13 protein-coding genes are annotated in these 18,836 nt (G+C 76.1%); 8 read left to right on the forward strand and 5 right to left on the reverse strand.

The features are described 5' to 3' along the window. Nucleotides 1-795: right-handed parallel beta-helix repeat-containing protein (locus ATM99_RS09710; RefSeq protein ID WP_150118231.1), on the forward strand; the 795-nt coding region annotated here is incomplete at its 5' end. A gap of 68 nt (nucleotides 796-863) precedes the next feature. Here the strand turns inward: ATM99_RS09710 and ATM99_RS09715 are convergent. Then, nucleotides 864-1,997: a glycosyltransferase family 4 protein gene (locus ATM99_RS09715; RefSeq protein WP_062102746.1), complete on the reverse strand. Its 1,134-nt coding sequence runs from the start codon at nucleotides 1,995-1,997 to the stop codon at nucleotides 864-866. Then, nucleotides 1,994-2,977: a glycosyltransferase gene (locus ATM99_RS09720; RefSeq protein ID WP_062102731.1), complete on the reverse strand. Its 984-nt coding sequence runs from the start codon at nucleotides 2,975-2,977 to the stop codon at nucleotides 1,994-1,996. Before ATM99_RS09720 ends, ATM99_RS09715 begins: the two co-directional genes overlap by 4 nt. A 148-nt stretch (nucleotides 2,978-3,125) precedes the next feature. Between ATM99_RS09720 and ATM99_RS09725 the strand changes: the two genes are divergently transcribed. Both ATM99_RS09725 and ATM99_RS09730 read left to right on the forward strand, forming a co-directional pair. Further along, a complete protein-coding gene (locus ATM99_RS09725) occupies nucleotides 3,126-4,193 on the forward strand; it encodes a glycosyltransferase (protein WP_062102732.1) in 1,068 nt (355 codons plus the stop codon). Next, complete coding sequence (locus ATM99_RS09730; RefSeq protein WP_223304951.1) at nucleotides 4,190-5,245, forward strand: glycosyltransferase family 2 protein; 1,056 nt, start codon at nucleotides 4,190-4,192, stop codon at nucleotides 5,243-5,245. Before ATM99_RS09725 ends, ATM99_RS09730 begins: the two co-directional genes overlap by 4 nt. Before the next feature lie 132 nt (nucleotides 5,246-5,377). On the opposite strand, the gene ATM99_RS09735 is transcribed toward ATM99_RS09730, so the two are convergent. From ATM99_RS09735 to ATM99_RS09745, 3 genes are read right to left on the reverse strand one after another with little or no spacing between them, the layout of a single operon-like run. Beyond that, nucleotides 5,378-6,829: a lipopolysaccharide biosynthesis protein gene (locus ATM99_RS09735; protein ID WP_062102733.1), complete on the reverse strand. Its 1,452-nt coding sequence runs from the start codon at nucleotides 6,827-6,829 to the stop codon at nucleotides 5,378-5,380. After that, nucleotides 6,826-8,037, reverse strand: coding sequence for a Coenzyme F420 hydrogenase/dehydrogenase, beta subunit C-terminal domain (locus ATM99_RS09740; RefSeq protein WP_062102734.1), 1,212 nt, complete (start codon nucleotides 8,035-8,037; stop codon nucleotides 6,826-6,828). The genes ATM99_RS09735 and ATM99_RS09740 overlap by 4 nt, the downstream gene beginning before the upstream one ends. After that, on the reverse strand, nucleotides 8,034-9,110 hold the full coding sequence (locus ATM99_RS09745) for a polysaccharide pyruvyl transferase family protein (RefSeq protein WP_062102735.1): 1,077 nt from the start codon (nucleotides 9,108-9,110) through the stop codon (nucleotides 8,034-8,036). Before ATM99_RS09745 ends, ATM99_RS09740 begins: the two co-directional genes overlap by 4 nt. Before the next feature lie 228 nt (nucleotides 9,111-9,338). Between ATM99_RS09745 and ATM99_RS09750 the strand changes: the two genes are divergently transcribed. The 5 genes from ATM99_RS09750 to ATM99_RS09770 all read left to right on the forward strand — a co-directional run bounded on the left by ATM99_RS09750 (nucleotide 9,339) and on the right by ATM99_RS09770 (nucleotide 18,826). Beyond that, nucleotides 9,339-10,409, forward strand: coding sequence for an acyltransferase (locus ATM99_RS09750; RefSeq protein ID WP_150118233.1), 1,071 nt, complete (start codon nucleotides 9,339-9,341; stop codon nucleotides 10,407-10,409). Nucleotides 10,410-10,475: 66 nt separating this feature from the next. Further along, on the forward strand, nucleotides 10,476-11,186 hold the full coding sequence (locus tag ATM99_RS09755; protein ID WP_062102737.1) for a hypothetical protein: 711 nt from the start codon (nucleotides 10,476-10,478) through the stop codon (nucleotides 11,184-11,186). Between the two features lie 219 nt (nucleotides 11,187-11,405). Beyond that, nucleotides 11,406-15,623: a LamG-like jellyroll fold domain-containing protein gene (locus ATM99_RS09760; protein ID WP_062102738.1), complete on the forward strand. Its 4,218-nt coding sequence runs from the start codon at nucleotides 11,406-11,408 to the stop codon at nucleotides 15,621-15,623. Between the two features lie 46 nt (nucleotides 15,624-15,669). After that, the gene (locus ATM99_RS09765; RefSeq protein WP_150118235.1) at nucleotides 15,670-16,983 is read left to right on the forward strand and encodes a hypothetical protein; all 1,314 of its coding nucleotides are present in this window, start codon (nucleotides 15,670-15,672) and stop codon (nucleotides 16,981-16,983) included. Nucleotides 16,984-17,068: 85 nt separating this feature from the next. Beyond that, nucleotides 17,069-18,826, forward strand: a complete 1,758-nt coding sequence (locus ATM99_RS09770; RefSeq protein ID WP_062102740.1) for a polysaccharide biosynthesis tyrosine autokinase — start codon at nucleotides 17,069-17,071, stop codon at nucleotides 18,824-18,826. The last annotated feature ends 10 nt before the right edge of the window (nucleotides 18,827-18,836 follow it).

An 18,836-nucleotide genomic window follows, 5' to 3' on the forward strand; every position in this document is an offset into this window, starting at 1 on the left:
GGCCCGCGCAACACCGGCGTACCCGCCGGCACGACCCTGACCGTCCACGAGGGCGACCTCAAGATCACCGAGCCCAACACCGTCATCGACTCGATGGAGGTCCGCGGCATCGTCTGGGTCCGGGCGCCGGGCGTGGTCATCAAGAACTCGCTGATCACCGGCCGCAAGCTGGAGTCGTCGCTGTCGCTCGTCTACGCCGGGGACCCGGGCGTCAGCGTGACGATCGAGGACTCCGAGCTCTACGCCAAGGACCCGTCGCCGCACGTGCGCGGCATCATAGGCAGCAGCTTCACGCTGCGGCGCGTCAACATGCACGGGGTCGTCGACCACATGGCCATCACCGGTGACCACGTGCTGGTCGAGAGCTCCTGGCTGCACGACACGCTGTACTACGAGAACGACCCGTACTACAACGGCACGCCCACCCACGACGACAACGCGCAGATCGCGGTCGGCGACGACATCACGTTCCGCGGCAACACGCTGTCGGGCACCCACAACGCCGCCATCCAGGTCACCCAGGACCGCGGCGTCGTGAGCAACCTGACGCTCGACCGCAACTGGATCAGCGACGGCGCGTGCTCGGTCAACCTCGCCCAGAACAAGTGGGGCCCGGTGCGGAACGTCGTCATCACGAACAACGTGTTCACCCGCACGCAGACGTTCGGCGGCTGCGCGATCATCGCCGACCACGACACGATCCCGCAGATCACGCTCGGCGGGAACGTGTGGTCGGACGGCAAGGGGTCGATCGGGATCCAGGGCCGCACGACCGGGCAGAAGGGCGGGTCCTGAGCGACCGGTCGCCGACCGGACGACCGCTCCCGGGTGCCGCGCCGGTCGGGGCCGGCGCCCGGGGGCGGTCAGCCCTCGACGAGGGTGCGCAGGGCTCGTCGCACGTCGGCGGCGTAGCGGCGGGTGCCGAACCGGCGCGCCGCCTCGTCCGCGCCCCGGTCCGCCAGCCTCGCGCGCAGCGCCGGGTCGGTCGCCAGCCGCTCGACCGCGTCGGCGAGCGCGTGCGGGTCGTCCGGCGGGACCTGCAGGCCGCTGACGCCGTCTTCCACGACCTCGGCCAGTCCCTGCGTGCGTGACGCGACGACGGGTCGGTGCGCGAGCATCGCCTCGACGGCGGTGTTGCCGAACGGCTCGACGCGGGAGGGCACGAGGACCACGTCGGCGTCGGCGAGCACGGGCCAGGTCGGGTGGACGAAGCCCAGCAGGTCGACCCGCCCGGCCAGGTCGGGCTCCTGCGAGCGGGCTCGCAGCCCGTCCTCGAACCACTCGTAGCCCGGGAACGTCGACCCGGCGACCGTGAGCCGGACGTCGTGCCCGCGGGCGACCAGCAGCGCGAGCGCGTCGAGCGCGACGTCCGTGCCCTTGCGCGGCGAGAGCCGGCCGACGAGCGCGACGTGCAGCGGACCGCCGTGCGCCACGCGCGGGGCGGGTGGTGCCGGTGGCCCCGCGACGCCGTTGTGCACGACCGTCGCGCGTCGGCCGAGGGCGGGGAAGGTCGCGCCGAGCGTGCGCCGCGCGGCCTCGCTGTTGGTGACCACGGCGCGCGCGAGCAGCAGCGGGGCCGTCAGCGCCGCAGCCACCGGGCGCGGCAGGCCGTCCTCCGCCTCGTGGACGTGGCACAGCGCCGGGACGCGGGCGAGGCGCGCGGCCACCAGCCAGGTCGGCACCGTCACCGTGTTGACGTACACGGCGTCCGCGCGCTCGCGCCGCAGCAGCCGCACGCCCTCGAGGGCGGCCCGTGCCGCGGCTGCGACCAGCCCCGGGAGCGCCCGGGGGCGCAGCAGCGACTTGCGCAGCACCGGCACCGGCGCCGTCGCGACCCGCGCGCCCACCGCGGCGAGCCGCGCCGCGAGCGGGCCGGGAACGGGCAGCACGACGAGGACGTCCCAGCCGTCGTCGACCGCGGCCCGGACGGACTCGACGAGCTGCAGGTCGGAGCCGTACAGCTCGGCGGAGCCGTGCGCGACCACGAGCGTCCTCACGAGGTGCCTCCCGCCGCGGGTGCGGCCGGTCCCGCGGTGACCGGCGCTCCGGTGGTGACCGGCCTTCCCGTCGTCGGTGCGGGGGACGGCGCGGGTGGCCACGGCGTGCGCCGGCGCCGCGCGTACCAGGCGCCCTCGAGGGTGCCGCGCAGCGCGGCCAGGACGGGGCGCGGGTCCCGCAGCAGCTGCCGGCGACCGCCGCGCAGGACGACCTCGCACGCGTAGCCCGGCGCACCGAGCACCCACCGGGCGCGGGTGCGCCCGTCGAGGTGGTGGGCCGCGAAGACGAGGCGTCCGCGGCAGTTGTCACGGTAGTAGCCGTCGGACTTGCGGCGGCTGCCGGCCGTGGCCTGCGTGCCGCCCGCGTCGTGCACCGCCGTCACGTCGTGCCGCACGACCAGCGCGACGCCCGCGTGCGCCGCGCGGTGCCCGAGGTCGACGTCCTCCCAGTACATGAAGTAGCGCGCGTCGAAGCCCCCCAGCCGTGCCCACGTCGCTGCCGTCGCGGCGACGCACGCGCCGCTGACCCAGGTCGCCGCGCCGGGTGCCGCGTGCGCGCGGGTCGCGCCGCGCCGCAGGTCGAGCGTGCCGCCCGTGGACCACGGCCGGCCGTCGGGTCGCACGACGCGCGGTGCGACCAGTCCGCCGGTGCGGCGTGCGTCGGACAGCAGGCTCGTGAGGTCGCCCGGTGCGATCGCCAGGTCGGGGTTGAGCACGGCGACGACCGGTGCCCCGAGCGCGGCGGCGGCCGCGAGCCCCGCGTCGACGCCGGCGCCGAAGCCCTCGTTCGGGACTGTGACGAGGTGCCACCCCGCGTCCGCGCACAGCGTCGCGACCGCGGCCGCGTCCCGCGCGCGCGGCGAGTTGTCGACGACGACGACGGTGACGTCGAGCCCGTCGACCGTGGCCGCGAGGTGCTGCGTGAGCAGGCGGTGCGAGGCGTGGTTCACCACGACCACGGCGTCGGGGGCCAGCGGCATGGTCACCTCGGGTGAAAGGGCGGTCGCGGACGGGTGATAACCGGACAAAGCCGGGCGAGACGGGGTATCTCTGGCATGCTAACGCAGCGGGAACGGCGGCCGTCGCGGCCGTCAGGGTGAACACCGGGGTGACGATCGAGGGGGTGCCGTGCCGGCTCAGCACGAGACCGCGGGGCGTCCGCTGCGCGTCCTGCAGTCGGTCCGCGGCCCGCGCCCGACGACCAACCCCTACGTCGTGCAGCTCGTGCGCGGGCTCGGCGAGCACGCCGACGTCCGAGGCTTCTCGTGGCCCGCGGCGCTGCTCTGGCGGTACGACGTGCTGCACCTGCACTGGCCCGAGGTTGTCGTCGAGCGCCGGCACCCCCTGCGACGCCTCGCCGCGGTCCTCGCGCTGCACGCCGTGCTGCTGCGCTGCCGCCTGCGGCGCACCGCGGTGGTGCGCACCGCGCACAACGTCCGCCCGCACGAGGCCCCCGACCCGCTGACGGACGGGGTGCTGCGGGCCTGCGACCGCGCGACGACGTGGTGGGTCCGGCTCAACGACACGACGCCCGTCCCGCCCGACGCGCCCGCCACGACCGTCCCGCACGGCGACTACACGGCCTGGTTCGCCGGGCACCCGCCCGCCCGGCCGGTGCCCGGTCGGCTCGTGACGGTCGGCCTGCTGCGCCCCTACAAGGGCGTCGACGAGCTGCTCGCCGCGTTCGGCGCGATCGACGACCCGGCGGCGTCGCTCGTCGTCGCGGGGCGTCCGGTCGACGCGACCCTCGCCGCGCAGGTCCGTGCGAGCGCCGCCGACGACCCGCGCGTCGTCACGGACCTGCGGCACGTCGACGACGCGGACCTCGTGCGGTGGACGACGTCCGCGACGCTCGTCGTGCTGCCCTACCGCCGGATGCACAACTCGGGGGCGGCCCTCCTCGCGCTGTCGCTGCGCCGTCCGGTGCTCGTGCCCGGCAACCCGGTCACCGACGCGCTCGCGGCCGAGGTCGGGCCCGCGTGGGTCCAGCGCTTCACCGGCCCGCTGACGGCGGACGTGCTGCGCGCCGCGCTCGCGGCCGCCGCCGACCTGCCCGCGCGCGACGGCCCCGACCTGCGCGCGCGTGACTGGACGAGCGGCACCGCGACCCACCTCGAGGTGTACCGCGCGGCCGTCGCGCGGGCGCGGGGCGCCGTCGTCGTCGCGCCGTCGCGCGTCACGGGAGCGGTCCGGTGACCGGCGGCGCGCACCGCGCGTCGTCCGTCGAGGCCGACGCACGACGCGGTCCGTCGGACGCCGTCGGTCGGGCCGGTGACCCCGCCGCCACGGCCGCTCCCGCCACCGCCACCGCACCCGCGACCCCGGCGGCGCCCGCGCCGCTGGTCGTGGCGATGCTCACGTACCGCCGCCCGCAGGACGTGCGTGCCGCCGTCCCCGCGTTCCTCGCCGAGCTGGGCACGGTCGACGTGCCGGGTGAGCTGCTCGTGGTCGACAACGACCCCGACGCCGGCGCGCGCGACACCGTCGAGGGCGTCGGCGACCCGCGGGTGAGGTACGTGCACGAGCCCCGCCCGGGGATCGCGGCGGGACGCAACCGGGCGCTCGCCGAGTGCGCGGACCGGGACGTCCTGGTCTTCGTCGACGACGACGAGCGCCCGCGGCCCGGGTGGCTCGCGGCCCTGCTCGCCGAGCACGCGCGCAGCGGCGCCGCCGCGGTCGTCGGCGCGGTGGTCTCCGACTACGAGCGGCCGCCCGACGGCTGGCTCGCCGCGGGCCGGTTCTTCGACCGGCGACGCCTGCCCACGGGCACGGCCGTCGACGTGGCGGCGACCAACAACCTGCTGCTCGACCTCGGCCGGCTGCGGCCCACGGGCCTGACGTTCGACGAGCGGTTCGGCCTGAGCGGCGGCTCCGACACGTTGTTCTCGCGCCGGCTCGTCGCCGCCGGCGAGCGCATGGTGTGGTGCGACGAGGCCGTCGTCGTCGACCACGTGCCGGCCGACCGCCTGACGCGCGCGTGGGTGCTGCGTCGCGCGTACCGCAGCGGCAACTCCGGTGCGCGTGCCGAGGTCGTGCTCGCGACCGGGCTCGCGCAGCTGGCCGTCCGTGCCCGGTACGTGGCACGCGGGCTGGTGCGCGTCGTGGGTGGCTCGGCGCGCGTCGCGCTCGGCGCCGTGACGCGCTCGGACGTGCACGACGCACGGGGCCGACGGTCCGTGCAGCGCGGCCGGGGCATGGTCGCCGGCGCGCTCGGGCAAGTGGTCTACGAGTACCGCAGGCAGGGCTGAGGCCCGCTCGACCCCCGAACGCCGGTCGTCGTCCGGGGGTCGACCGCGCTCGGGGCCGACCGTGCCGGGGTCGACCGTGCCGGGGTCGACCGTGCCGGGGTCGACGCGTGGACGTGCCGCCCTGCGCGGCCGTCAGGCCCGGCGTCCGCGCAGCGCCGAGCGCGCCGCGCGGCGCAGCTCGTGCAGGTCGCGGCGCACCGCGGGCAGCACCAGCGCGGCACCGCACGCGAGCGCCGCGGCGGCCGCCCCCGCGACGACCTGCAGCCACGGGGTCACCGGTGCGGCCGCCGCGGCGGCGGCCGCCGCACCCGCCGCCGCACCCACCAGCAGCACCCGCCCCGCCCCGAGGTACAGCGGGCGCACGGGCAGGCCCGCGGTCCGCCCGAGCCACCACAGCGACAGCGGCCACGCGAGCAGGGGCGCGAGCGCGTACCCGGCCGCGACCCCGACGACGCCCCACGTCGAACCGACCAGGACGCACGTGATCCGGATCGCGGCCGACGCGAACGAGTAGTGCAGCAGCTCGCGCGTCAGCCCGCGGGAGAGGTACACCCAGTAGCCGACGTAGGACAGCGTCTGGAAGATCCCGGCGACCGCGAGCAGGCGCAGCACGGGCGGGACCTCCTGCCAGGCCGGGCCGAGCAGCACCGCGACCAGCGGGTCGGCGGTCCCGGCGACGACCGCGAGCCCGATCGTCACCGGGTAGGCCAGCACCAGCTGCCCCGTGCGGACGATCTCGTCGAACTGGGGCGTCCCGGCGGCGCGTGACAGCACGGGCAGCGCGACCGTGGTGCTGGGCGCCCTGACCTGGTTCAGCGGGTTCATCAGCAGCTGGAACGCGCGGTTGTACACGCCCAGCGGGTGCGCGCCGAACCGGTGCCCGATGGTCAGCGAGTCGACGTTGTTCGCCAGGTAACCCACGAGCTGCGAGGCCAGCAGGTGCCCGCCGAACCGGTACAGCGAGCGCATGGGTGCCGAGCGGTCGTAGCGGCCCGGCAGCCAGCGGCCCGCGACGGCGACCGCGACCAGCCCGACCGCCGCCTGCACGACCTGCTGGGCGACCAGGGCCCAGTAGCCGGCGCCGGCGGCCGCGAGCGCGACGGCGGTGGCCAGCGCCGCGGCCGGTGCGGCCACGTCCACCGCGGCCACGGTGCGGAACCGCATGTCGCGGATCAGGCCCGCGCGGTACTGCGTCATCATCCCGTTGAGCAGGAACGTCACGGCGAGCGCCTGCGTGACGGCGGTGAGCGCGGGCTCGTCGTAGAACGCCGCGACGGCGCCGGACCCGGCGAGCGCGACGAGCCCGAGCCCGAGGCCGATCGCGGTGTTGGTCCAGAACAGGTTGGAGCGCTGGCCGCGGCTCAGGTCGGGGGACTGGATCGCCGCCGAGCTGAGGCCGAAGTCGCGCAGCGTGTCGCCGATCCCGATGATCGCCACGACCATCGCGACCAGGCCGTAGTCGCCGGGGCTGAGCAGCCGCGACAGCACGACGACCGACGCGAGCTGCAGCGTCATCCGCGCGGCGAGCCCGACCCCGGTCGAGAGCGCGCCCCGTGCGGCGCGGCCGGCCAGGCCGACGCTCACGAGCGGGCCGCCGCGCCCGCCCGGACCCGGCGGTACGTGCCGCGGGCCGTGCGCAGCGACTGCCGGGCCCGTGACGCCGCGAGCCGTCCGAGGCCGAAGCCCGGGAACCGCGGCAGGCGGGCGCCGGCCAGCCGGGCGCCGACGAGGCGGCCGGCGAGCGTCGTGCGCCGGGTGCGCTGCAGCGGCTGGACCGCCGCGACGTCGTCGGGCGAGATCTCGCGCAGCGCGATCACACCGGCCGCGGCGGCCCGGCGCACGAGGTCGAGGCCGCGCGGCGTGCGGGCCAGCAGCGCGCTCACGCCCGCCGTCTCGACGAACACCGGGTACCCGCGCTCGTCGGTGCGCCAGAAGTCGCCCGCGGCGACGTCGGCGCTCTCGCCCACGCCGTCCGGGCAGATCTTGCAGCGCCACTGGACGCTCGGGCCGAGCGCGTCGCCCCACGACTCGTCGTAGCTCGCCGAGACGCGTGTGCCCGCGGCGCCGACCGCCGTGAACCGGCCCGGCCAGCCCCGACCGCGGTACCAGAGCTCGTCGACGTGCTCGTCGGCCGGCATGCCGAGGTCGTGCACCAGCCGGTCGGTCGCGTGCTGCGACGGCGTGCCGGCGCAGAAGAACGACAGCAGCAGCGGCGCGTCCGGCCCGGTGGCGGCGCGCAGCGCGGCGACCTCGCACGGCTTGCCGGTCGTGACGCCGTCGGGTGCCGCCGCGTCGGGGTGGCCGGCGACCGCGACGGGGGCGTAGCGCGACCCCGCCGCGGCGAGCGCCTCGTCACGGCTGACGATGCGGACCGGCACGGTGCGACGCGGCTCGCCCGGGGCGGCGGCCGCGCCCACGGCCCGCGCCACCTCGCCGGTGGCGACGAGCCACGCCTGCAGCGCCGTGAGCACGCCACCGCTGCTGCCGCGCTCGCGCACGTCGGGGTCGGTGGCCCACGCCTCCCAGCAGCCGAGCACGGGTCCCAGCACGGGGTGCCGCACGGCACCCGCGGGTCGTTGCGCCACCACGCGCAGCCCGGGGCACGCGGTGCGGAACGTCGCGAACGCGGCCGGCCCGGCCGTCGCGGCCCCCGCCGCGTGCGGGCGCAGGTAGCCCTCGGCCGACGCGGTCATGGTGAGCGCGGGCTCGAGCGCGGTGCACAGGCCGCACCCCGTGCAGCGGCCCGAGGAGACGACGTCGGCCGCCGCCGCGACGACCGAGCCCGCGCTCACGGCAGGGCCCGGACCGCCGCGACCGCGGGGGCGAGGAGCGTCGCGGCCCGGTCGAGCACGGCGTCGACGTCGGCGGTCAGGTCCTTGTCCGCCAGCGTGAGGGTCGCGGCGACCGGGTCGGCCGCGCGGCGCAGGTCGATCGTGTGCGGCCAGCCGAGGTCCGACAGCAGCGGGTCGAACTTGCGGGAGTACGCGAGCGGCACCGCGGGCGTCCCGGTGGACAGCGCGTTGAGGCACGCGTGCATGCGGGACCCGACCACCAGGGCCGCCGACGCGGTCACGCGGCGCACGTCGTCGAGGTCCTCGGGCACCACGACGTCCACGCCCGGCTCGTCGAGCAGGGCCGCGACCTCGTGGACGGCGGGCACGTCGTTGTCGGCGACGGGGGAGTCCAGCACGTGCGCGAGCAGCGTGACCCGGCGTCCCGCGGCGAGCAGGCCGCGCGCGACGCCGAGCACGGTGGTGCGGTAGCCGGCGTGGTCGACGTGGGGGTTGGGCGCCCACAGCAGGCCGGAGACGTTGAGCACGACGTCGCGCGTGCGCTCGACCTGCGGACGGGGCAGCGCGAACACGACGTCGGTGCTCAGCACGTCGACGGGGCGGCCGAGCCGCGCGGCGTACTCGGCGCTCGTCGAGTCGCGTGCCATGACGCACGCCGCGCGGCGCATCGACCAGCGCCCCAGCGTGCGGGCGCGGCGCGTCCCGAACGGGCCGATCGTCTGCGGCCCCAGCACGACGGGGGTCCCGGCCTGCGTCGCGAGCTCGGCCAGCATGCTCTGCGTGGTCAGCCGGCGCAGCCCGTAGATGTCCGCGAACGAGTCGCCCGCGCGCGTGTCGACCGCGAGGTCGAACCCGCGCAGCCACTCGACCAGCGGCTCGCGCGGGTCCAGCCGTGCGCGCAGCAGACGACGCCAGTCGCCGACCGGCGTCGGGGCGGTGCCGCTGCCGTAGTGCAGCGCCACGACCTCCGCCCCCGGGTGCGCACGCTCCACGAGCGCCGCGGTGCCGCGGGCCAGCGCACGGACGCCCAGGTTCGACGAGAGGTCGTCGGCCCACAGGGTGAGGACTCGCACGGGCCGGTCTCCTCGCGGTGGTGGGCGCGCGCAGGCCGCGCACACCCTCGGATGCTGGGGAGTGTAGGTGCGCACGGAGCGCCGCCGAGGGTGTCCGGTTGAAGATCACCCGTACCGATATGTCCGACGTGCCCTTTTCCTCCGTTAGCGTGGCGATCGACGACGCCCGGAGCACGACCCCCGCCCCGCGTCGTCCGGGCTGGTCGGGTGGTCGTCGGAGGTGTCGTGGTGCGCGCGCACGAGTCGTCCACCGCCGTCGACGGTGCACCCGCGGGGGCACCGACGGCCGCCGCGGGCCCGGCCCCGCGGCCGCGCATGGAGTGGATGGACACGCTGCGCGGGGTCGCGATCCTGCTCATGCTGCTGTGGCACGCGACCGCCGTCCCCCGGCTGCACGGCATCGTCGTGCCGGACGTGCTCGTCGCGGTCAACGACGCGCTGCTGCCGTTCCGCATGCCCACGCTCATGTTCCTGTCGGGGCTGCTGCTGCCGCGCTCGCTGAGCAAGCCGCTCGTGACGTACCTGCGGGGCAAGGTCGCGCTCGTGTGGTGGCCGTACCTGCTGTGGGTCGTGCTGTTCCTCGCGATGTCGGGCACCCAGACGCCGCTGTGGCACCCCAAGCTGTACCTCGCGAAGGGCTACCTCTGGTACCTGTTCTTCCTCGGGGTCTTCTACCTGGTCGCGCCCCTGGTGCGGCGGGTGCCGACGGCGCTCGTCTGCGGCGTGCTGCTGGTCGCCTCGTTCGTGGTCGACAGCCCGCTCGCGCACCGCATGCTGTACTTCGCGGTCTTCTTCTTCCTCGGCTGCTGGGTCGCCGAGCGCGGGGACGACGTGGTCGGGCGGATCGGCCGCTCGCGCGCCCGGGTCGCCCTGCTCGCCGCCGTCGCGCTCGCGCTCGCGGTCGCGTCCGCCGTCGTCGACCTGCGGTACGTCAGCCTGACCGTGCCCGGCAGCGTGGCGGGGATCGTCGTCGCCGTGCTCGCCGCACGCCGGCTGCCGTCCGCGCGCACCGCGCGGCTGCGGGCCGTCGGGCGCAGCTCGATCGTGTTCTACACCGCGCACTTCCCGGTCATGCAGGTCGTCGCGACGTGGCTCGGCGGACGGGGTGCGCCCTGGTGGGTGGCGGTCCCGGCGCTGCTCGTCGCGGCGCTCGCCGTGACCTGGCCGCTCGCGCGGCACCGCGACGGGCCCGCGGTGCGCTGGCTGTTCGAGATGCCGGGCCTCGCCGTCCGACGTCCCACCGTCCGGCCCCCGGCTTCACCCGTGCCCGCCGCCGCCGCGGCCGTGGCGCGTCCCTAGACTCGGCAGACCTGCGCACCGCGCGGTCGCCACCGGCGCACCGCGCCGTCGACCAGGAGGAGAACCGTGGACGAGCACATCGAGCAGCCGCGCCGCCGGACCGTCGTCGTCGGCGCCGTCGTGGGCGCGCTCGTCGTCGGCGGGGTGGCCCTCGCGTTCGTGCTGGGTCGCCCGGACGGTGCCGTCGCGGGTGCGTCGGCCACGGCCTCGGCCGCGTCGTCCGCGGACTCGGGCGAGGGGGCGGGGGCGGCCACGACACCGGACGAGCCCGGCGCCACGACGGCGGGGGCGCCCGTTCCGGACGAGGCGCCGGCCGCCGGTACCGGGGTCGACCCCGCCGCCGAGCCCGTGGCCGTGCCGCCGCTGAGCGACGTCGCGCCCGTCGTCGCCGACGGCTCGTCGCCGGCCAGCCCGGCCCCGGGTCTCACGGTCGAGGTGGTCGCGGTCGCACCGGTCGCCGTCACCGGTGTGGGTCCGGGGGAGTACGCGGGCCCCGGCGTGGCCGTGACCGTGCGCGTCACGAGCTCGGCCGCCGAGGCGACGGCGCTGACGTCACCCGCCGTCGCCCTCTACGCCGGCGCGGACGGCGCGCCGGTGCCACCCGTGCCCACCGACGCCGACGCCGCGCCGCTGCCGTCGTCGGTCGACCCCGGCGCGTCCGTCGAGGGCGTGTACCGGTTCGCGGAGCCCGACCCGCGTGACGCGCCGCTGGCCGTGAGCGTTCTCCTCACGCCGCAGGCCGCGCCCGTCGTGGCGCAGGGCTTCCGGCTCGGCTGAGCGGCCTGCGGCCGGGCGCCGTCCGCCCCTCGACGTCCCGCGCGGGGGCCGGACGGCGCGCGCCCCGGGGTCCGGCCCCCGCGTCCGCGGCCCGGCGGGGGTGAATCCGGACGGGTGACCGGGTGAAGAGCCGACACGCAGGGCGACATGGGGGCGTTCGGGCAGTTACGTTCCGCTTGTCCGTTTTGTGAGCCGGTTCTCATGATGGCGAGGGGCCCCGTGTCCACCCTGTCGAACACCCTGCGGCGCGTCGGCGCTTCGCTCGTCGTCGCGTCGCTCGCGGCCCTCGGCCTCGCCGTCCCGGCGTCCGCCGACTCGGCCCCCGCGGACCCCACGAACCCCGCGTCGCCGCCGACCGTCACCGCCGACGCGCTGCCCACCGCGCAGATCAACGGCGTCGCGTGGGCGCAGGTCGTCGTGGGCAACACCGTCTACGTCGGCGGCCGGTTCACGAAGGCGCGCCCGGCGGGCGCCGCGGCGGGGACCGGCGAGGTCGCCCGGCAGAACCTGCTCGCCTACGACATCACCACGGGGCAGCTCGTGCCGGGCTTCGCGCCGCAGCTCGACGGACAGGTGCGCTCGATCACGAAGTCGCCGGACGGCAAGCGCATCTACGTGGTCGGCGACTTCTCCAAGGTCGACGGGCAGTTCCGCGTGCGCATCGCCGCGTTCGACACCGCGACCAACCAGCTCGTCGCCGGCTTCCGCCCCACGCTCGCGTCGAGCGGCCTCGCGGTGGCCGCCACGAACACGACCGTCTACGCCGGTGGCAACTTCCAGAGCGTCGCGGGTGTCACGGGCGGCACGCTGGTCGCGCGCAACTACCTCGCGGCGTTCAGCGCGACGGACGGCTCGCTGACGGGCTTCACGGGTGACACGGACGCACCCGTCACGGCGCTCGCCGTGACCGCCGACCAGTCGAAGCTCGTCGTCGGTGGGCGCTTCACGACGCTCTCCGGCGCGGCGACGTACGGCCTCGGCGCGGTCGACCCCGCGACGGGCGGCCCGCTGCCGTTCCCGGCCAACGCGCAGATCCGCAACGGCGGCGCGGACTCGTCCATCACGAGCCTGTACGCCGACGCGACCGGCGTCTACGGCACCGGCTACCACTACGGCGACGGCGGCAACCTCGAGGGCACGTTCCGCACCGACCCGTCCCTCGGCTCGCTCACGTGGGTCGCCGACTGCCACGGCGACGCGTACTCGACGTTCCGCTCGCGCGACGTGGTCTACACCGCGAGCCACCACCACTACTGCGGCAACATGGGCGGCTTCCCGCAGACCGACCCGTGGTCGTTCTACTACGCCAACGCGTTCAGCCTCGCGGCGACGGGCACCAACACACCGGACATCTACGGCTACCCCGACCACCGCGGCGAGCCCTCGCCCACGCTGCTCAACTGGTACCCGTCGTTCTACGTCGGCAACTTCTCGGGCCTCGGCCAGGCCGTCTGGAGCGTGTCCGGCAACGACGACTACGTCGTGTACGCGGGCGAGTTCCCGGGGGTGAACGGCGCGCCGCAGTACGGTCTCGTGCGCTTCACGACGCCCGACAAGGCCCCGAACAAGCAGGGGCCGCGACTGCAGGGCTCGACGTTCCCGCTGTCGGTCACCTCGCGCGTCAAGGGTGAGGTCCGCATGACGTTCCAGACCAACTGGGACCGCGACAACGAGGGCCTGACGTACCGCATCTTCCGGCAGAGCGAGACCGGTGCCCCGCTGTGGCAGGAGACCATCACGACGCCGTTCTGGAAGCCCCAGACGCGCGTCGTCAAGGACACCGGCCTCGCACCCGGCAGCTCGCAGCGGTACCGGCTCACGGCCACCGACGCGTTCGGCAACGTCACGCGCTCGGCGTGGATGACGGTCACGGTCAACGCGAGCGACGAGCTCAGCGCGTACGCCCGCGACGTGCTCGACGACGGCGCGAGCTCCTACTGGCGCCTCTCCGAGCAGGCCGGCGCGACGACCGCCGACGACTGGGCCGGGACCTCGCCCGCGACCGCCGGCAGCGGCGTGACGTGGGGTGCCACCGGTGCGATCGGCGGGGACGCGGACACCGCTGCCGGGTTCCCCGGCAGCAGCGCGGGGCTCGTCTCGACGACCACCGCGATCGAGGGCCCGCAGACGTTCGGGGTCGAGGCGTGGTTCCGCACGACGTCGACCGCCGGCGGCAAGATCGTCGGGTTCGGCAACAAGAGCACCGGGACGAGCACGAGCTACGACCGGCACGTCTACCTCGACACCTCGGGCCGCGTGGTCTTCGGGGTGTACCCCGGGGCCGAGCGCACGCTGCAGTCCGCGACCGGCTTCAACGACGGCCAGTGGCACCACGTGGTCGCGACGCTCGGCGGCGACGGCATGAAGCTCTACCTCGACGGGCGTCGCGTCGCGCAGCGCTCCGACACGACGTCGGCGCAGGCGTACTCGGGGTACTGGCGCATCGGCGGCGACTCGCCGTGGTCGGGCGCCACGTGGTTCGACGGTCAGATCGACGACGTCGCGATCTACCCCGGTCCGCTCACCGCGGCCCAGGTCGACGCGCACTGGACCGCGTCCGGCCGGACGTCGGCGGTCCCGCCGGTGCCTGCCGACGCCTACGGCGCCGCCGTGCGCTCCCTCGAGCCGGACCTGTACTGGCGCCTCGACGACACGACCGGCACGACCGCGGCCGACGCGGGCGCGTCGGTGGCGAACGGGACGTACGTCGGGACCGTCGTCAAGGGTGCGGCGGGTGCGCTCACGGACCTGCCCACGGGCAAGGCCGTGCGGTTCACGGGGGCGGCGAACAGCTTCGTCCGCTCGCAGACCAGCTACACGAACCCGCGGGTCTACAGCCAGGAGCTGTGGTTCCGCACGACCACCACGTCCGGCGGCAAGCTCATCGGGTTCGGCGACGGTCAGACCGGCACGTCCGGCAGCTACGACCGGCACGTGTACATGGAGACGGACGGCCGCCTGACGTTCGGCGTGTGGACGGGTGCGACGAACACCATCACGTCGCCGAGCGCGTACAACGACGGCGCGTGGCACCACATGGTCGCGTCGCAGTCGTCGGACGGCATGCGGCTGTACGTCGACGGGACGCTGGTCGGGACCAACCCGCAGACCGCGGCGCAGGACTACACCGGGTACTGGCGGGTCGGCGGCGACACCACGTGGGGTCCGCAGCCGTGGTTCGCCGGCACGGTCGACGAGGTCGCGGTCTACCCCGTGGCGCTCACGCCCGCACAGGTCGCGCAGCACTTCCAGCTCGGCTCGGGCACGGTGCCCAACCAGCCGCCCGTCGCGGCGTTCACCGCGACGACCGACGGCCTGGGCGTGAGCGTCGACGGGGCCTCCTCGAGCGACCCGGACGGGTCGGTCGCGTCGTGGGCGTGGGACTTCGGGGACGGCGGCACGGCGAGCGGCGCGCAGGCGTCGCACACGTTCGGCACCGCCGGCGACCACGCGGTCACGCTGACCGTCACCGACGACGACGGGGCGAGCAGCTCCGTGACGCAGACGGTCACCGTCCAGGCGCCCAACCAGCTGCCGCAGGCCGCGTTCACCGTGACCCCGACCGACCTCACGGTCGCGGTCGACGGCGGTGCGTCGAGCGACCCCGACGGCACGATCGCCGCGTGGGCGTGGGACTTCGGCGACGGATCCGCACCCGTGCAGGGTGCGTCCCCGACGGCCACGCACACCTACCTCGCCGGCGGGACGTACACCGTGACCCTCACCGTCACGGACGACCGGGGCGGGCAGCGCACCGTCACGCACGACGTGACCGTGACCGCCCCGGCCGGGCCGACCGTGCTCGCCGCGGACGCGTTCGGGCGCACGTCGGCCTCGACCTGGGGCACCGCGGACACCGGGGGCGCATGGGTGCACGCCGGCTCGGCGAGCCAGTTCACCGTCGGCGACGGCGTCGGACGCCTGGCCCTCACGACCGCGGGCTCGAGCCCCCGGGCACGGCTCGGATCGCTGTCCGTGGGCGACGCGGACGTGACCGCGTCGTTCGCGCTCGACAAGCTGGCCAGCTCGGGCGCGACCCGGGTGTGGCTCACCGCGCGGCAGACCGCCTGGACGTCGGAGTACCTGGTCAAGGCGAACGTCGCGCAGTCCGGGAACGTCACCGCGCTGCAGGTGCTGCGCAAGGTCGGGGGCGTCGAGACCACCGTCGCGCAGGTCGTGCCGGGTCTCACGGTGGTCCCCGGGCAGCGGTACGTCCTGCGCCTGCAGGCGAGCGGCAGCGGGACGACCGCGCTCAAGGCCAAGATGTGGGCCGCGGGCGCTGCCGAGCCCGGGTGGCAGGTCGAGACGACCGACGCGACGCCCGATCTGCAGGGCCCGGGCGCGGTCGGCGTCGGCGGCTACGTCGCGGGCAGCGCGACCAACCTCCCGATCGTCGTCGCGTGGGACGACCTGCGCGTGACGACGCCGGCGGGATGACCGGCGCGACCGCGCGGCCCACCGCACCTGCGGGGCGGTGACCGCGGTGTCGGCGGGCAGGGTCGACGACCTCGCGGTGATGCTCGTGCTGGTCGGGCTCGCGGTGGCGTTCGTCGCCGTCGTGCGGGCCCGGCCGGGCGCCGGCCTGGTCGCGTACGTCGCGTCGATCGGGCTGGTGCCCGTGTGGATCGGCGTGCAGGTGGGCGTGTTCGTGGGCGCCGCCACCGCGGTCGGCGTGGGCGTGCTCGCGGCGCTGTGGCGCGGCTCCGGGATCCGGCTGACGGTGTGGGACGGGCTGATCGTGTTCGCGGTCGGCGTCACGGTCGTGACGTGGCTCGCGGGCTACGGCGACATGGCGGGCGCGTACGGCGCCGCCACCAGCTGGCTCGTGCCGTACCTGGTCGGTCGGGTGCTCGTCGCGCGGCTGGGGTCGCGCGCCGTCGCGGCGTGCGTCGCGCTCGTGTTCCTCGTGGTGGCGACGCTCGCGGTCGTCGAGGCCGCGACGGGGCAGAACCTGTTCGTCCGGATGGCGATGGCGAACCCGCTGTACACGCAGTGGGGCGGCATCCGGATGCGCGGCGGGCTGCCGCGCGCCGAGGGGGCGTTCGGGCACGCCATCCCGCTCGGCGCGTCGCTCGCGCTCGCCGTGCCGTTCGTGTGGTCCTCGCGCCTGCGCCCGGCGCTGCGCGCCCTGACGCTCGTGCTCGTCGGGGTCGCGGCCGTCGTCACCTACAGCCGGATCGGCATGCTGTCGACGGTCCTCGCGCTCGTGCTGTGCGTGGTCGTGCTCGGGCGGCACGCGTCCCGGTCGTTCCGGGGCTGGACCGTGGTGGCGCTCGTCGTCGGGGCCGCGCTCGCGGCGCGCACCGCGCTCGCGGTCTTCGCGGAGGCCGGCGACGAGGCGTCGGGCTCGGCCGACTACCGGGAGAACCTGTGGTCGCTGCTGCCCTCGGTGGACGTGCTCGGGCGCTCGTCCGCCGCGTTCACGGACGCGTCGGGCAGCGGCGGGTGGGGTGATTTCCGGTCGATCGACAACGCGGTCCTCATGACGGGGCTGACGTACGGCTCGCTCGTCGTCGTGCTGCTGCTCGTCATGGGTGCGGGCGCGCTCGTGGGACTCGTGCGCGGGCCCCGGACGCCGGGGGGCGTCGCGGTCGTCGCGCTGCTCCCCGGCCTGACCAGCGTCGCCTTCATCACCCAGTTCACCGCGTTCTTCTGGTTCGTCGCGGGCGTCGCGGTCGCCCAGGCCGTGGCCGTGCCGGCGGCGCGCAGGCACGCCGCCGCCGACGGCGACGACACCCCCGCGGAGGTTCCCGCGCGGGCCGTCGGCGAGCTCCGCCCGGCCGCCGCGGCACCCTGACGCGCGCGAAAACCACCCGCTCGGCCGAACCGGACATCACGGACCTAGTGGTCCAATGGGGACAGTCTCTGGGAGGAGAGGTCCGATGACTCTGCGCGACGTCCTGCGGTCGGCCCGCAAGCACTGGTGGTGGGTCGTGCTGCCCGTCGTCGCCCTGACCCTGGGCATGGGGGTCGTCTCCGTGCGGAGCACGCCCGTCTACCGGTCGACCGCCACGCTCTACGTGGCGCTCGCGGCCGGGGGCTCGGCGGGCGACCTCAACCAGGGCTCGAGCTACACCCAGAACCAGATGACGTCGTTCGCGCGGCTCGCGGTCCTGCCGGTCACGCTCGAGCCGGTCGTGCGCGACCTCGGCCTCGACACCTCGGCGCGGCAGCTCGCCAAGACGGTCGCCGCGACGTCCCCCAAGGACAGCTCGCTGCTCGACATCGCCGTCACCGGGACGTCGCCCGAGCAGACCGCGCTCGTCGCCAACGCCGTCGCCGCCCAGCTGGGGCAGGTCGTCGAGACGCTCGCCCCGAAGGGTGAGGCCGGCAGCACGATCACGGCGACCGTGGTCAGCGAGGCCGTGGCCCCGGCCTTCCCGATCGCGCCGAACACGCGGCGCAACGTCCTCGCGGCGTTCCTCGCGGGCCTGCTGATCGGCCTCGCGGCGGCGTGGGCGCGCGACGCGCTCGACACGCGCGTGCGGCACCAGCAGGACCTGCGCCGGACCGTCGACGTGCCCGTGCTCGGCTCGATCCGGCAGCGTCGCCGCCCGGTCAAGGGCGAGGCGCCGCCGTCCGCGCTGGTCGGGGCGAGCGGCGAGGACTTCCGGCGCGTGCGCGCCAACCTCGAGATGATCGGCCGGCCGGGTGCACCGAAGCTGCTGGTCTTCACGTCCGCGCTGCAGTCCGAGGGCAAGTCCTTCGTCGCGACGCGCGTCGCGGCCTCGTTCGCGGCGGCGGGCGTGCGCACGCTGCTCGTCGACGCCGACCTGCGGCGCCCGACGGTCGCCGGGCACGTCGGCGTGGACGGCGGTGCCGGGCTCACCGACGTGCTGGTCGGACGCGCCGCGCTGGGCGACGTCGTGCAGCACGTGGGGCGCCACCTCGTGGTCCTGGCCGCCGGACCGGTGCCGCCGAACCCCGCCGAGCTGCTGGCCTACCCCGAGTTCGGGGCCCTGCTGGACCAGGCCGCCGCGGAATTCGAGGTCGTCGTCATCGACGCCCCGCCGCTCGTCCCGGTCGCCGACGCGGCCGTCATCGCGCGGCGCGCGACGGGCGTCGTGGTCGTCGCGGACGCGCGCCAGGTGCGTCGTCCGCAGCTGCGGCAGGTCGCCGAGGCGGTGCGTCTCGGCGGCGGCCGCGTGGTCGGCACGGTGCTGAACCGCGAGAAGGGGCTCGCCGACGAGTCCTACGGCTACGTCGCCGACGGCGAGCGTCGTCGCCCGCGTCGTCGACGCGGCGCCCCGGCGCCGTCCGAGCACGCGCCCGCCCCGCCCCTGGACGGGGCGGCGGGAGGCGCTGACCCCGCGACCGCGGCACCGCGCGACGGCCGACGCCGGGCCCCGGACGGGCACCGCGCCGCCGCCGACGCCCCCGTCCGGCCCGCGGTCGTCGAGGACGTCGCGGACGACGAGGCCGCGTCGACCGACGTCGTCGCCGCCCCGCCCGCGGCGGTCGCCGAGGGGGTGGGGCCCCGGGACGTGGCGTCGCCCGAGGACGTCCCGCGGGCCCGGCGCGCGGACGAGGGTCGCGGTGCCGCCACGGCGCACCCGGAGGCGGACGACCTTGACGTCGAGCACGAGCACGAGCACGACGAGGACGACGCGGCGCTGCCCTCCGTCGCCCTGCGCTCCTGAGCCGGTCCGG

Origin of the sequence: Cellulomonas sp. B6 (genome assembly GCF_001462455.1) — a bacterium.
GTDB lineage: Bacteria > Actinomycetota > Actinomycetes > Actinomycetales > Cellulomonadaceae > Cellulomonas.